General features: G+C 64.9%; 12 protein-coding genes. 3 read left to right on the top strand and 9 right to left on the bottom strand.

Features of this window, described 5'->3' with window-relative positions:
• Positions 1-44: 44 nt before the first annotated feature.
• Positions 45-905, bottom strand: a complete 861-nt coding sequence (locus HU218_RS07905; RefSeq protein WP_174874399.1) for a class II glutamine amidotransferase — start codon at positions 903-905, stop codon at positions 45-47.
• Between the two features lie 163 nt (positions 906-1,068).
• Here HU218_RS07905 and HU218_RS07900 point away from each other — a divergent pair, with 163 nt between their 5' ends.
• Together HU218_RS07900 and hslO are read left to right on the top strand one after the other, a co-directional pair.
• Positions 1,069-1,653 (top strand): Ntn hydrolase family protein, encoded by a 585-nt coding sequence (locus HU218_RS07900; RefSeq protein WP_174874398.1) that lies wholly within the window; start codon positions 1,069-1,071, stop codon positions 1,651-1,653.
• Positions 1,650-2,528, top strand: coding sequence for an Hsp33 family molecular chaperone HslO (gene hslO, locus HU218_RS07895; protein ID WP_174874397.1), 879 nt, complete (start codon positions 1,650-1,652; stop codon positions 2,526-2,528). The genes HU218_RS07900 and hslO overlap by 4 nt, the downstream gene beginning before the upstream one ends.
• Before the next feature lie 78 nt (positions 2,529-2,606).
• On the opposite strand, the gene eat is transcribed toward hslO, so the two are convergent.
• The 5 genes from eat to HU218_RS07870 form a co-directional block, all read right to left on the bottom strand.
• Positions 2,607-4,037 carry an ethanolamine permease gene (gene eat / locus HU218_RS07890; protein ID WP_174874396.1) on the bottom strand — a complete coding sequence of 477 codons (1,431 nt, stop codon included), beginning with the start codon at positions 4,035-4,037 and terminating at the stop codon, positions 2,607-2,609.
• A 223-nt stretch (positions 4,038-4,260) separates the two neighbouring features.
• Positions 4,261-4,965, bottom strand: coding sequence for a gamma-glutamyl-gamma-aminobutyrate hydrolase family protein (locus HU218_RS07885; RefSeq protein ID WP_174874395.1), 705 nt, complete (start codon positions 4,963-4,965; stop codon positions 4,261-4,263).
• The gene (locus HU218_RS07880) at positions 4,958-6,124 is read right to left on the bottom strand and encodes an iron-containing alcohol dehydrogenase (RefSeq protein ID WP_174874394.1); all 1,167 of its coding nucleotides are present in this window, start codon (positions 6,122-6,124) and stop codon (positions 4,958-4,960) included. Before HU218_RS07880 ends, HU218_RS07885 begins: the two co-directional genes overlap by 8 nt.
• Before the next feature lie 56 nt (positions 6,125-6,180).
• Positions 6,181-7,566: an aldehyde dehydrogenase family protein gene (locus HU218_RS07875; RefSeq protein WP_174874393.1), complete on the bottom strand. Its 1,386-nt coding sequence runs from the start codon at positions 7,564-7,566 to the stop codon at positions 6,181-6,183.
• Between the two features lies 1 nt (position 7,567).
• Positions 7,568-8,935 (bottom strand): glutamine synthetase family protein, encoded by a 1,368-nt coding sequence (locus HU218_RS07870; protein WP_174874392.1) that lies wholly within the window; start codon positions 8,933-8,935, stop codon positions 7,568-7,570.
• Between the two features lie 176 nt (positions 8,936-9,111).
• Here HU218_RS07870 and HU218_RS07865 point away from each other — a divergent pair, with 176 nt between their 5' ends.
• Complete coding sequence (locus HU218_RS07865; protein WP_281357134.1) at positions 9,112-9,969, top strand: MurR/RpiR family transcriptional regulator; 858 nt, start codon at positions 9,112-9,114, stop codon at positions 9,967-9,969.
• 121 nt (positions 9,970-10,090) lie between these two features.
• On the opposite strand, the gene HU218_RS07860 is transcribed toward HU218_RS07865, so the two are convergent.
• The 3 genes from HU218_RS07860 to HU218_RS07850 form a co-directional block, all read right to left on the bottom strand.
• Positions 10,091-10,954 carry an HDOD domain-containing protein gene (locus tag HU218_RS07860; RefSeq protein WP_174874390.1) on the bottom strand — a complete coding sequence of 288 codons (864 nt, stop codon included), beginning with the start codon at positions 10,952-10,954 and terminating at the stop codon, positions 10,091-10,093.
• Between the two features lie 58 nt (positions 10,955-11,012).
• Entirely contained in the window at positions 11,013-12,098 is a 1,086-nt protein-coding gene (locus HU218_RS07855) for an aminotransferase class I/II-fold pyridoxal phosphate-dependent enzyme (RefSeq protein ID WP_174874389.1), read from the bottom strand.
• Positions 12,099-12,178: 80 nt separating this feature from the next.
• Positions 12,179-13,075 (bottom strand): alpha/beta fold hydrolase, encoded by an 897-nt coding sequence (locus HU218_RS07850; protein ID WP_174874388.1) that lies wholly within the window; start codon positions 13,073-13,075, stop codon positions 12,179-12,181.
• Between the last annotated feature and the right edge of the window lie 55 nt (positions 13,076-13,130).

The raw sequence follows: 13,130 nt of genomic DNA, 5'->3' as shown, positions 1-13,130 counted from the left end.
ACGGCTGCCTGCCGCCACCGCCATGTCGACGCTGGCGGATACGCTCAGTTTTGCGCTGGATCAGCTTTCGCTGCGGCATCCGCACCGCAGCTGCTGCCACAACCGGCGGCATCGCTGCGCGTCGGCGGGCTGGTGATGCTGCGCAGTTGCGGCTCGCCAGCGGCGAACAGCACCAGCTCGCCATCCTGCAGCGGCGTCCAGTGCTCGTTGTCGGTGAGCGGCACGGTGGCGATGATGGCGACGCGGTCCTGCGGCGTGGTGACGGTGGAGAAATCCACGGTGACGTCGTCGTCGACCAGATGGGCCGTCGGGAACGGTGCCTGGCGCACGATGTAGTGCAGCTTGGTGGAACAGTGCACGAACAGCCACTCGCCATTGGACAGCATGAAATTGCAGACGCCATGGCTGCGCAACTCTGCGGCCAACGTTTCTACCGCCGCAAACAGCGCCTCGCGTGCCGGCGGCTGGTTCCAGCGACTGCGCAGGCTCTCCAGCAGGTAGCAGAAGGCGCGCTCGGAGTCGGTGCAGCCTACCGGCTGATAGTGGCTGCCCAGCTGCGGATGGAAGTCCAGCAGGTTGCCGTTGTGGGCGAACAGCCAGTACTGCCCCCACAGCTCGCGCTGGAACGGGTGGCAGTTGGCGAGGTTGACTTCACCCTGGGTCGCCTTGCGGATGTGGGCAATCACGTTTTCCGACTTGATCGAATACTGCCGTACCAGACTGGCGACCGGCGAGTCGGCAGCCGGTTTGTCATCCAGAAACAGCCGTACGCCACGGCCTTCGAAAAAGGCGATGCCCCAGCCGTCGGCATGGTGGTCGGTGAGGCCGCCACGGCGATGAAAGCCCTCGAAGGAAAACAGGATGTCGGTGGGCGTATTGCAGTTCATGCCCAGCAGCTGGCACATGGTGAGTGTCCGTGATGCAGATAAGTGTTTCATTTTTTCACGAAGCTCGCGCTTAGCCAAGGTTGGCCGCAAGGCGACTGCGGGCGATAATGACGGTCTGCGTACTTGCAGTTTGCGGCACCGCCCCTATCTATGGCGTTTGCCCGCCCAACCGGAGCCTGTCATGACTACCATTGTCGTTGTCTGCAAGGACGGTCAGGTCGCCATCGCGGCCGATACCCAGACCACGTTCAGCGACGAGCACAAGCTGCTGGCTGGCTACGATGTGTTCCACGACAAGATTTTCCGCATCGGCGACAGCTATCTGGCGATTGCCGGTTCGGCAGCGCACGATCTGGTTTTGCAGTCGGCGTTGAAGGGGATGAAATCGCGGGATCTGACCAGCCGTGCCGGCCTGTTCGAGACCTTCCGCAAGATTCATCCCAAGCTGAAGGACCATTTCTTCCTGCGGCCGGAAGAGGACGAGGAAGACCCGTACGAGTCCAGCCAGATGATGGTGCTGGTGGCCAACGCCCACGGCATCTTCGGGGTGTTCCCGATGCGCGAGGTGTACCAGTTTGCCCGCTACTGGGCGATCGGCTCCGGGCGCAAGTTCGCCATGGGCGCGATGCAGGTGCTGTATGACAGCCCGCTGACGGCAGCGGAAATTGCCGAGCGGGCGGTAACGGCCGCCTGCGAGTTCGACGCCAGCTCCTCGCTGCCGTTGACGCTTTATTCCATACCTACCGAGAAGGACAAGCATTCATGAGCCAACACGATAATCTGCAACGCTTCCTGTTCGACGGCGCACCGGTACGCGGTGCGCTGGTGCGCATGGACGGCGCCTGGCAGCAGGTGCTGGCCCGTCACGATTACCCGCCGGCGATCCGCAAGGTGCTGGGCCAGATGCTGGCGGCCAGCGCGCTGTTGGCGGCCAACCTCAAGTTCGACGGCACGCTGATCATGCAGCTGCACGGCAAGGGTTCGCTGCGCCTGGCGGTGGCCGAGTGCACCAACGAGCGTACCGTGCGCGCCACGGCCCGTTACGATGCCCACATCCACGATGCGCCGCTGACCGAGCTGCTGGGCGAGGGTGGCACCTGCGTGCTGACGCTGGAGCCGAAGGACGGCGAGCCGTGGCAGGGCATCGTGGCGCTGGAAGGCGACAGTATTGCCGCCATGATCCAGAACTATCTGCAGCGCTCCGAGCAGCTGGACAGCCGCTTGCTGCTGGCCTGCAACGACGACACCGCTGCCGGCCTGTTGCTGCAGCGCCTGCCGGATGGCCACGGTGATCCGGAAGCCTGGCAGCACCTGACCGTGCTGGCGGCCACGCTGACCGACGAAGAACTGCTGACCCTGGATGCCCACGACATCCTGCATCGCCTGTACCACGAAGAGCAGGTGCGCGTGTTCGAGCCGGAAGACGTGAGCTTCGCCTGCAACTGCAGCGAAGAGCGTGTCGGCGACATGCTCAAGCTGCTGGGGGGGCAGGAAGTGGCCGAGGTGGTGCTGGAGCAGGGCTCCATCGAAGTGGGCTGCGAATACTGCGGCCAACGTTACGTGTTTGACGAGGACGAGGTGAATACCCTGTTCGGCATGGATGTCATCGAGGCGGTACGCGGCGAACAGCAGCGTCACTAAGCGGGCTGCGGCGGCATGGCCGCCAACAACAAGGGCCGCTTGCGCGGCCCTTGTTGTTTGGTATGGCTAAACGTTGGCTCAGTCCCGGCCCGGAGCCATCGATGCACGCAGAGCGGCGCCGGTTTCGGGGCGGCTCTCCAGCATGTCGTCTTCCGGTGCCGCGTCACGCAGGTGCTTGGTCGCCAGGAAGTACAGGTAACCGGCGGCCATCGCGGCAACAAATACGGCAAACACCAGCTGGTTGAGCCAGGCCATGGTCAGCAGCGACAGCACGGCGATACCCAGCGCAATGGCCGGGAACAGCGGGTAGAACGGCGCGCGGAACGGGCGCTCCAGTCGGGTTTCGCAACGACGCAGGCGGAACAGGCTCAACATCGACATGATGTACATCACCAGCGCGCCGAACACCGACATGGTGATGATGTTGGCGGTCAGCGTCTGGCCGCCAAAGCTGATCCATTCATCGCTGAAGATGGCAATGATGCCGATGACGCCGCCCAGCAGAATGGCCAGGTGCGGGGTCTTGAAACGCGGGTGTACGCGGGCGAACACGCTGGGCATGTAGCCGGCACGAGACAGCGCGAAAATCTGCCGCGAGTAGCCCATGATGATGCCGTGGAAGCTGGCGATCAGGCCGAACAGGCCGATCCACACCAGCATGTGCATCCAGGTGCTGTTGTTGCCTACCACCGCCTTCATCGCCTGCGGCAGCGGGTCGTTGATATTGGCCAGCTTGCGCCAGTCGCCCACGCCGCCGGCGAACAGCATCACGCCGATGGCCAGCACCACCAGGGTGAGAATGCCGCCGATATAGGCTTTCGGGATGGTGCGGCGCGGGTCTTCCGCTTCCTCCGCCGCCATGGCGGCGCCTTCAATCGCCAGGAAGAACCAGATGGCGAACGGAATGGCGGCCAGAATGCCCAGCACCGCGGTGTGGTTCAGCTCGCTGCCGCCGGCCCAGCCGTTGGCGCTGAAGTTGGCCAGCGAGAAGCCGGGGGTAACCACGCCCATGAACACCAGCAGCTCGCCGATGGCCAGCACGGTGACGAACAGCTCGAAGTTGGCCGCCAGCTGCACGCCGAGGATGTTCAGCGTCATGAACACCAGATAGGCGCCCACCGCCGCGATTTTCGGATCCAGCCCCGGGAACTGCACCCCCAGGTAGGCACCGATGGCCAGCGCGATGGCCGGCGGCGCGAATACGAACTCGATCAGCGTGGCGGCGCCGGCAATGAAGCCGCCGGTGGGGCCGAAGGCACGCCGCGCATAGGCGAACGGGCCGCCGGCGTGCGGAATCGAGGTGGTCAGCTCGGTGTAGCTGAAGATGAAAGTGGTGTACATCGCCGCGATCAGCAATGAGGTCACCAGAAACCCCAGCGTGCCGGCACTGGCCCAGCCGTAGCTCCAGCCAAAGTACTCCCCGGAGATCACCAGACCAACAGCGATACCCCACAGATGAATGGTCTTGAGGCTGGGTTTCAGCTCTCGCACGACCTTTTGCTTCTCCATGAATTTCTCCTTTGATCCCAATCGTCTTGCATGGTGGCTTGCGCCGCTTTGCCCGTCCGGTCTGTGCCGGTTGCGCTCAGGCGTGGTACGGCGGTCGTGACTGTCCCGCACGGCCGTCGCGAAAAAACGTTGCTGCGGTGATGCTGTCCTTCAGGCAAGCCGGGGGCCGCGCCTGCGGTGCGGGGAGCACGCTCAGGCGGGGAGCCGGGATGCGGGAAGGGGGTCAGGCCGACTTGCTGGCCAGTCGCACCAGGTGGTCGAACAATGCCTGCTGGCGGCTATCGTCTGCGGCGGTGATTTCCGGGTGCCACTGCACTGCGGTCAGCTGCGGGTTGCCCTGCAGTTCCACCGCTTCGATCACCCCGTCCGGCGCCCACGCCACCGGCACCAGGCCTTCACCCAGCTGGGCTATGGCTTGGTGATGCCAGGAGGCCGACTCGCTGTGCTCGCCGAGCAGGCCGGCCAGACAGCTGCCGGCGGCCACGCGGATGGCGTGGGGCACCGGCTCGCGCGGCGGGGCGCGGTGCAGGGTGTCCTCGCCCACCACGTCCGGCAGGTGCAGGTGCAGGCTGCCGCCCAGTACGGTGTTCACCAGCTGCAGGCCGCGGCAGATCGCCAGCGTCGGCAGCCGGCTTGCCAGCAGTGCGCGGGTCAGTGCCAGCTCGGTTTCATCGCGCGCCGGGTTGAGGTTGTAGATGGTGGGGTGCTCGCCGCCGTCGTAGCGGGCCGGCTCGATATCGCCTCCGCCGATCAGCACTACGCCGTCCAGCCGCGCCAGCCAGGCATCCACCATGTCGGCGCCGACATGCGGCAGCAGCACCGGCGCGCCGCCGGCACGCACCACCGCCTGCACGTACAGCTCCGGGGTATGTGGCCCGTGGCCGGGGCCCGGCGGGTAGGTGGTCAGGCCGATTACCGGTTTAGCCATGGACGTTGCCCTCGCAGGCGGCCAGGAAGATGGCCGCATAGTCGTCGGCGGACAGCGGCAGCGGGTTGCCGCCGTCACTCGGGTCCTGCTTGGCGTCATGGCCGATCATTGCCGCATGTTCACGGCTGATGCCGATCTCGGCCAGGCTGTGGGCGATGCCCAGTTTGGCGCGCAGTTGCAGAGTCCAGCTGAGGAAGCCGTCGAAGCTGGCATCGGTCAGGCCGATGTAGCGGGCGGCGGCCACGATGCGCTCCTCGATGGCCGGGCGGTTCTTCACCAGCACATACGGCAGCAGGATGGCGTTGGCCAGGCCGTGGTGGGTGTCGAAGTGCGCGCCGATCGGGTGCGCCAGCGCATGCACCCCGCCCAGGCCCTTCTGGAACGCGGTGGCACCCATGATGGATGCGGCCAACATGTGGGAGCGCGCTTCCACGTTGTTGCCGTTGTTGCAGGCCGCCTCCAGCCAGTCGTGCACCAGGCGCATGCCTTCCAGCGCCACGCCCTGGGCGATCGGGTGGTAGTAGGGCGAGCAGAATGCTTCCAGGTTGTGCACGAAGGCGTCGATGCCGGTGGCGGCAGTGAGGTGGCGCGGCAGGCCGCAGGTCAGCTCCGGATCGGCCAGTACCAGCTTGGGCAGCATGGCCGGGTGGAAGATGATGACCTTGCGGTGGCCGTTCTCGTCGATGATCAGCGAGGCGCGGCCAACCTCGGAGCCGGTGCCGGCGGTAGTGGGTACCGCGATGGTGGGAGCCACGCCGGCCACGTTGACCCGGGTCCAGTTGTCGCCCACGTCTTCGAAGTCCCACAGCGGGCGGTCCTGGCCCACCATCAGTGCGATGGCCTTGCCCACGTCCAGCGCGCTGCCGCCGCCGACGGCGATCACGCCGTCATGGCTGCCACCATGATAGGCGGCCACGCCGGCATCCACGTCGCGGCCCACCGGGTTGGGGCGCAGGTCGCTGAATACGCTGGCTGCCAGACCGGCGCTGTGCAGGAAGTCCAGCAGGCGCGGAATCAGCGGCAGTTTGGCCAGGCCCGGGTCGGTGACCAGCAGCGGGCGCTTGATGCCCAGCTCGGCACACATGACCGGCAGTTCGCTGGCGCGGCCGGCGCCGAAACGGATGGCGGTGGGGTAGTTCCAGTTGCCTTTCAGTTGCATGGTGCGTGTCCTTGTGCGCTGGCTGCGGCCAACGTTGGCCGCAGCGGAAGTGGTGATCAGTCTTTGAGGTGGAAGGATTTGACGCGGGTGAGCTGGCTGTAGCCCAGCACCGACAGCGACACGCCACGACCGGTATCCTTCACCCCGGTCCAGGCCAGGGTCGGGTCCAGGTAATCGCAACGGTTCATGAACACGGTGCCGGTTTCCAGCCGCTCGCCCAGGTGCAACGCGGCGTCGCGGTCGGCGGTCCAGATCGAGGCGGTAAGGCCGTAACGGCTGTCGTTCATCAATTGCAGCGCTTCCTCGTCGCCGCTTACCGGCATGATGCCGATCACCGGGCCGAAGCTTTCTTCGCTCATCAGCCGCATGCCGTGGTTCACGTTCACCAGCACCTGCGGCGCCAGATAGGCCGTGCCCGGCGCATCGGCGGCGAAGTGGCCGGCCGGAATCAGCGCCTGTGCGCCCTGGGCAATGGCTTCCGCCGTCTGCTGGCGCACGAAGGCGGCGGCGCTGGCGCGTACCATCGGGCCGAGGTTGGTATGGGCATCCAGCGGGTTGCCGAAGCGGTAGCCCTTGGTGAGCTCCACGAAGCCGGCGACAAAGTCATCGTAGTGGCGCTGGTGTACGTAGATACGCTCGATGCCGCAGCAGGACTGCCCGGAGTTGAAGAAGGCGCCGTCCACCAGGTTTTCGATGGCAGAGGGCAGGTTGGCGTCTTCGCGCACATAGGCCGGGTCCTTGCCACCCAGTTCCAGCCCCAGGCCGATGAAGCGCTCGGCGGCGGCACGCTGCACGGTGCGGCCAGCCTCTACCGAGCCGGTGAAGGCCACGAAGTCGATGCCTTCGCTGGCCACCAGCTGCAGGGTGGCGGCGTGGTCCAGATGCAGGATCTGGAACACGCCAGCCGGCAGCCCCGCAGCCTTGAAGGCCTCGTCGAACAGCTCGGCCACCAGCGGGGTCTGGCTGGAGTGTTTCAGGATCACGGTATTGCCGGCTACCAGTGCCGGGACGATGGTGTTGATGGCGGTGAGGAACGGGTAGTTCCACGGCGCCAGCACCAGCACGGTACCCAGCGGTTCGCGGCGCAGGAAGCGCTCGAAGCCGGCCTTGGGTGTCGGACGCACGTCGGCCAGGCCTTGCTCGGCCAGCTCGATCATGGTGCGGGCGCGCTCTTCCAGGCCGCGCACTTCGCCCGGCGACTGGCTGATCGGGCGGCCGATCTGGCGGGTAATCGCCTCGGCGATGCGCTCCTTGCGCGCTACCAGTTCGTCCACCGCGCGGCCAACCATCAGCTTGCGTTCGGTGAGGCTGACCTGGCGCCAGCTGCGGCGGGCAAGGTTGGCCGCATCCAGCGTGGCGCGCACGCTGGCGGCGTCGTGATAATTGCGTTGCAGCAGCTCGCTGCCGTCGACAGGGGAGATAACGGAAAAATGCTGGCTCATGTCAGATGATCTCGAAGTAACGGTTCAATTCCCAATCGGTAACGTGGCGCTGGAACTCGCGTTCCTCCCACTCGCGGGTGGCGGCGAAGTGGTCGACAAAGTCGTCGCCCAGCCAGTTACGCATCACCACGGAATGCTTCAGCGTCTGGGCGGCTTCCCACAGTGAGCGCGGCAGGCGGCGCTCCGGTGGCGCATCCAGCAGGTAGCCGTTGCCGGTAATCGCGTCGTCCGGTTCGATCTCGTGTTCGATGCCGTGCAGGCCGGCGGCCAGCGCGCTGGCCAGTGCCAGGTAAGGGTTGCAGTCGGCGCCGGGCAAGCGGTATTCCACCCGCTGCGACTTGTTGCTGCCGGGAATGGCGCGCAGCGACACGGTGCGGTTGTCGATGCCCCACAGCGCGGAGGTGGGCGCCCAGTAACCGGGCACCAGGCGGCGGAAGCTGTTGATGGTGGGGGCGGCCAGGCTGGTGATCTGCGGCATCAGCGCCTGCAGCCCGCCGATGAAGTGACGCATGGTGCGGCTGACGTTGCCTGGCTGGCTCGGGTCGAAGAAGGCATTGTCGCCATTGCCGTTCTTCAGCGAGATATGGATATGGCCGCCCTGGCCGGAGTATTCCTGGTGCCACTTGGCCATGAAGCTGCAGGTGCGACCCTGCTTCTGAGCCAGTACCTTGGCAAAGGTCTTGAACAGCGCGGCGTTGTCGGCGGCGCGCAGTGCCTTGTCTACGCCCAGTGCCGCTTCCAGCTGGCCGGGGCCGGTCTCTTCATGAAAGCCTTCCAGCGGCATGGCCATGCTGTCGCACAGCTGCATCAAGCCCTGGTAGAACTCGGTGTTCACCGAGTTGCGCAGCACCGAGTAACCGAAGGCACCGTTGCCCAGCGGCTTGATGTCGCGGTAGTGGCGGGAAAGCAGCTCGGTGTTGTTTTCGTCGGCCACCAGGAATTCGTACTCGATACCGGCCATCGGCTCGAAACCCAGGTTGGCCGCACGCTGCAGCACCCGGCGCAGCAGGCCGCGCGGGCACAGCGCCTCCAGCCGGCCGACCACCTCGCCCTGCAGCAGGATCATGTTGCCTTCCAGCGGCAGTTCGCGACAGCTTTCCGGAATAATCCGCACCTGGGCGTCGGCATAGCCGCGCTGCCAGCCGGTCAGCTTGGTGTTGTCGTACAGCTTGTCGCTCACGTCCCAGCCGAATACCACATCGCAAAAACCGAAGCCGCCGTCCAGTGCGGACAGAAACTTCTCACGCGACATATACTTGCCGGCCATCACGCCGTCCAGATCGTACAAGCCGACCTTGATCTGCTTCAGGTCACGCTGTTGAATCAGCGTGCGCAGATCGTCTGCGGTCTTTACGTTATGCGGTTCCATGGTTTCCTCTCTCTTTGCAGTCACCCGGGGCGGTTTTCTTGCCCTCTGTGCATAGTAGTAGGCGTTAGAAAAATTAATTGCAAGCGGTTAAATGTAATAAAAATTACGTTGCTCTCCCGCAGTGCATCCGCCAAACTGTCGACAAGTACCGCCAATGCTGGAAACGAGGATGTCATATGGGGCAAAACCGCTCTGTTGCAGAATTGCTGCGCACCGAAATGGATAAGCTCACGCCGACCGAGCGCAAGATCGCGCGCGTGCTACTGGCCAATTACCCGGTGGCGGGGCTGGAGACCATTGCCCAGCTGGCGGCGCGGGTGGAAGTCAGCGGGCCGACAGTGTTGCGGCTGGTGGGGAAACTGGGTTTTGACAGCTACTCCGCGTTCCAGGCCGCGCTGCGCGGCGAGCTGGAGGCGCGGCTGCAGTCGCCGCTGGTGCGGCGCGAGGCTGCGCCGGAACTGGCGAATACCGATTTTCTGGCCGGCTTTGTGCGCCGTCAGAGCGAGCTGATGCACCAGACCGCGGCCAACGTCAGCGCGGCAGAGTTTGATGGTGCGGTGGCACTGCTGGCCGACCCCAAGCGCCGCATCTGGCTGCTGGGCGGGCGCCTGACTGAGCCGCTGGCTGCCTATCTGGCGCATCACCTGAAGGTGGTGCGTTCGCAGGTGACCCAGTTGCGCGCGCTGCCGGCCAGCTGGGCGGATCACCTGGTGGACATGGACAAGCACGACGTACTGGTGGTGTTCGATATCCGCCGCTACTGGCAGGACGCGCAGCGCATGGCGGAGATGGCGGCGCAACGCAAGGTGCAGGTAGTGTTGTTCACCGACCAGTGGCTGTCGCCGGTGTCACGCTGCGCCAAATACACGCTGGCGGCGCACACCGCCGGTCCGGCCGGCTGGGATGCCAACACCCCGCTGCTGATGCTGATCGACGCGCTGATTGCCGCGGTGAATACGCGGCACTGGGGTGATATTCACGACCGGTTGCAGGAACTGGAGCAAATGCGCGCAGCACTGGGCGAGGGCGGTTAAGCGCAGGCAATAACGGGTTGCCTGCTGTAGTCATATTTCGGCGAACTGGCAACTAAAATGCCGTTCACTTGGGCAAGTGAACGGCAGCAGGTTTCAGACCGTTAATGTGATGTCGCGGCAATCAGCGGTGCTGGTGGATCTGGTCATGCATGGCATCCACCCAGTCCTCGAACTCCACTTCGCTCATGCCCAAGTAGGAAACCAGCTCTTCGGCACGCTCTTTCCAGCCCGGGTCGCCGTGGCTATCGGTACTGGTGCGCCATACATGCTGTGCGGCACGCGCCACTGCCACCATCATTTTGTGCTCGTGATCCAGCAGCTGATTGCTGCTGTCGCCACGGAACAGCTCCGGGCTGTGCTGCAGCAGGATGGCCTGGTTGAAGTCTTCCGGCATCAGCCATGCGCGGCCAACCAGGTAACCCACCACATCATGGCTGGTGCCGTGAAATTCCTGTTCGATCTTGCTGCTCTGCTGGTCCTGGGCCTGGGTAATCAGGCGCAGGGTGCGTTCGTAGTTGGGGTAGCGCATCAGCATCACCGCAATGCCGCAGCTGCGGAACAGGGCAAAGGACTGGCATTCCTCGCTGGGGCGGCCCAGACGGTGGCATAGCGCCGCTGCCGTGGCCGCCTCGTGCATGGTGCGCTCCCAGAAGGTCTCAATGGCTGGTGGCTTCTGGCTGGTGAGCGTCAGGCGCAGCAGCAGGCCTTGCACCAGGAACAGCAGATTGCGAACGCCAAGCAGACTGACAGCCTGGTGGATGGAGGTCAGCGAGCGCGAGGCACCGAAAAACGGGCTGTTGGCGGCCTTGAGTACCGCCGATGACAGGCCAATGTCGGTGGAGATGACGTCGGCCACGTCCATCAGGTTCATGTCCGGATTGCTGCGCAAGGCCATCAGCTGATCCATGATGGCCGGGCGGGGCGGGATGACCAGATTACGCACCAGTTCGGACGTGGTGTTGGCGTCGAATTGCGGGACTCTCATTACCGGCGCGGCTTTCGATGGAATGTTTCGCCCATTCTAGCAGCGCCACTTGTGCTTTTCATGCCTGGCACAGCGCAGCCAGCACCGTTGCTTGCAGTGCATCCGGGTGGGCAGTGACGCGCAGCACATGCTGCATGGATGGGTGCGGCGGGCGGTGAACGGCAACCCCTTGTGACAGCAGGGTTTTTTGTTTTGCCAGTGCCGTGGCGGCATCCGGGTAAACGATGGCGACAAAATTGGTATGTGACGGCAGGATTTGTAGCCCGCGCTGCAACAGTGCGCTGGCCAGCTGGTCGCGCAATTGCAGGGTGTCGGCGATCAGTCGTGCGCTGCAGTCCGGATCGTTCAGCGCGGCGGTAGCGGCGGCCTGCGCGACGCTGGATACCGCAAACTGGGTGCGGATCTGGTCAGCCTTGGCAATCCACTCTTCCGGTGCAATGGCATAGCCGACGCGCAGGCCAGCTAGACCGTGTGCCTTGGACAGGGTGCGCAGGCGGGCGGTATTCGGCAGCACGCCCTGGCGTTCGCCCTCGGCGCAGAAGTCGATATAGGCTTCGTCCAGCAGCAGCAGGCAGTCGGCAGGCAACTGGCTCTGCAGCGTGTCGATAGCATCGGCGCGGTGAAAAGTGCCGGTAGGATTGTCCGGGTTGGCCAGATACAGCAGTGCGGCATCGTGTTCGCGTGCCGCGCGCGCCAGGGCCGGCAGGTCGTTGTGCAGCACGCCCTCGGTTTCGGCATACGGCACCTCGACGATGCGGGCGCCGACGCCTTCGGCAAAGTAGCGGAAAGTCGGGTAGCTGCCGGCGGTGCATACCACCACGTCACCCGGACTGACGCGGGTGCGCAGGAACAGCGCGATCAGGCTGTCGGCGCCGGCATCCACCACCACGTTGGCCGCCGTCACGCCGTTGAGCGTGGCCGCACGTTCACGCACTGCCGTGGCATACGGGTCCGGGTACAGGCGGGCCAGCTCGTACAGTGCATCACCCCACAGCCGGCTGACGGTGTGCTGCTCGATGGCCATGCTTTCGTTGGAGCCGATGCGGCTGACAATCTTGCGGCCGATCAGTGCCTCGAGCCGGGGCAGGCCGGGGAACGGGTTGTTGATGGTGACATCCTGCAGGTGGCGGGCATAGCGGGTCATGACGTGGTCCGTAGGCTGGTGCGGCGGGCCGCTGGGTTGTAAGCAGAGGCGAAAACTTTACGGGAGGATCGCGCCTGCGGTTATGACAATTGTTCATATGCAAAGAAGCGCGCCAGATGCCCGGCCAGCGCCTCCGGCTGCTCCCACTGCACCATATGCCCGGCGCGGGCGATGCTGACTTCCTGCAAAGTGGCAAAGCAGGTGCGGCGCTCGTCCAGTGTGGGCGCGATGCCACGCGCCATTGGTGTTCCCAGTGCCTCTTCCGCCACCACCCACAGTACCGGCGCGGTGATGCGGCGCCAGCAGGCCATGGCTTCCTCCAGCCGGTACAGCACCGGATTCACCATTTTGTGGCGCGGGTCGGCCCGGTAGCGCAGGGCATCCGCTTGCCAGCGGGTGAGGGCGGTGGCCATGAAACGCGCCTGCGGTAGCGGCAGGTAGGCATTGCGGCCAACCAGCTTGCTGGCCAGCTCCTCGATCCCGCCCAGAGGGGCAAAGGCCGGCGGCTGGCGCTTTTCCTTCAACCAGTTGCCATAGCGCCCCGGTGCTTCGGACGGGCGTGACGGCGGCAGACCGAAGCCCTCCACCAGCGCCAGCTTCGCCACCCGTTCCGGGCGGATGCCGGCATACAGACCGGCAACCATCGACCCCATGCTGTGGCCGACAAGGTTGGCCGCAGCATGCGGGCTGTAATGCTGCAGCAGGGCATCCAGATCGGCCAGATAGTCCGGCGAATAGTAGCTGTCGCTGTTCCAGGCGCTGTCGCCAAAACCGCGCCAGTCCGGGGCGATGATCTGCCAGCCATCATCCAGCGCATCCACGGTGAACTGGAAGGTGGCGGCGCAATCCATCCAGCCGTGCAGCATGAACAGTAGCGGCGCCGACGGGTCGCCCCAGCGCAGGATGTGGTAGTCATGATGGTTGAGCGTGAGACGCTCGCTGCATGGCTGGCGGCGGGGTTGGTAGCTGTGGATCATCGCTTGGTGGCCGGTGTTGGCTGGGGATTAGGCAGTGTACGCAAGGCCGTTAGCA

Origin of the sequence: Vogesella oryzae (assembly GCF_902829295.1) — a bacterium.
Taxonomy (GTDB): domain Bacteria; phylum Pseudomonadota; class Gammaproteobacteria; order Burkholderiales; family Chromobacteriaceae; genus Vogesella; species Vogesella oryzae.
Note: the sequence above shows the minus strand (reverse complement) of the source record. Positions and strands in the feature narration are given on the sequence as shown.

Coding starts and splice junctions, on each gene's coding strand:
- HU218_RS07905 (WP_174874399.1), bottom strand. CDS start 905: ATGTGCCAGCTGCTGGGCATGAACTGCAATACGCCCACCGACATCCTG.
- HU218_RS07900 (WP_174874398.1), top strand. CDS start 1,069: ATGACTACCATTGTCGTTGTCTGCAAGGACGGTCAGGTCGCCATCGCG.
- hslO (WP_174874397.1), top strand. CDS start 1,650: ATGAGCCAACACGATAATCTGCAACGCTTCCTGTTCGACGGCGCACCG.
- eat (WP_174874396.1), bottom strand. CDS start 4,037: ATGGAGAAGCAAAAGGTCGTGCGAGAGCTGAAACCCAGCCTCAAGACC.
- HU218_RS07885 (WP_174874395.1), bottom strand. CDS start 4,965: ATGGCTAAACCGGTAATCGGCCTGACCACCTACCCGCCGGGCCCCGGC.
- HU218_RS07880 (WP_174874394.1), bottom strand. CDS start 6,124: ATGCAACTGAAAGGCAACTGGAACTACCCCACCGCCATCCGTTTCGGC.
- HU218_RS07875 (WP_174874393.1), bottom strand. CDS start 7,566: ATGAGCCAGCATTTTTCCGTTATCTCCCCTGTCGACGGCAGCGAGCTG.
- HU218_RS07870 (WP_174874392.1), bottom strand. CDS start 8,935: ATGGAACCGCATAACGTAAAGACCGCAGACGATCTGCGCACGCTGATT.
- HU218_RS07865 (WP_281357134.1), top strand. CDS start 9,112: ATGGGGCAAAACCGCTCTGTTGCAGAATTGCTGCGCACCGAAATGGAT.
- HU218_RS07860 (WP_174874390.1), bottom strand. CDS start 10,954: ATGAGAGTCCCGCAATTCGACGCCAACACCACGTCCGAACTGGTGCGT.
- HU218_RS07855 (WP_174874389.1), bottom strand. CDS start 12,098: ATGACCCGCTATGCCCGCCACCTGCAGGATGTCACCATCAACAACCCG.
- HU218_RS07850 (WP_174874388.1), bottom strand. CDS start 13,075: ATGATCCACAGCTACCAACCCCGCCGCCAGCCATGCAGCGAGCGTCTC.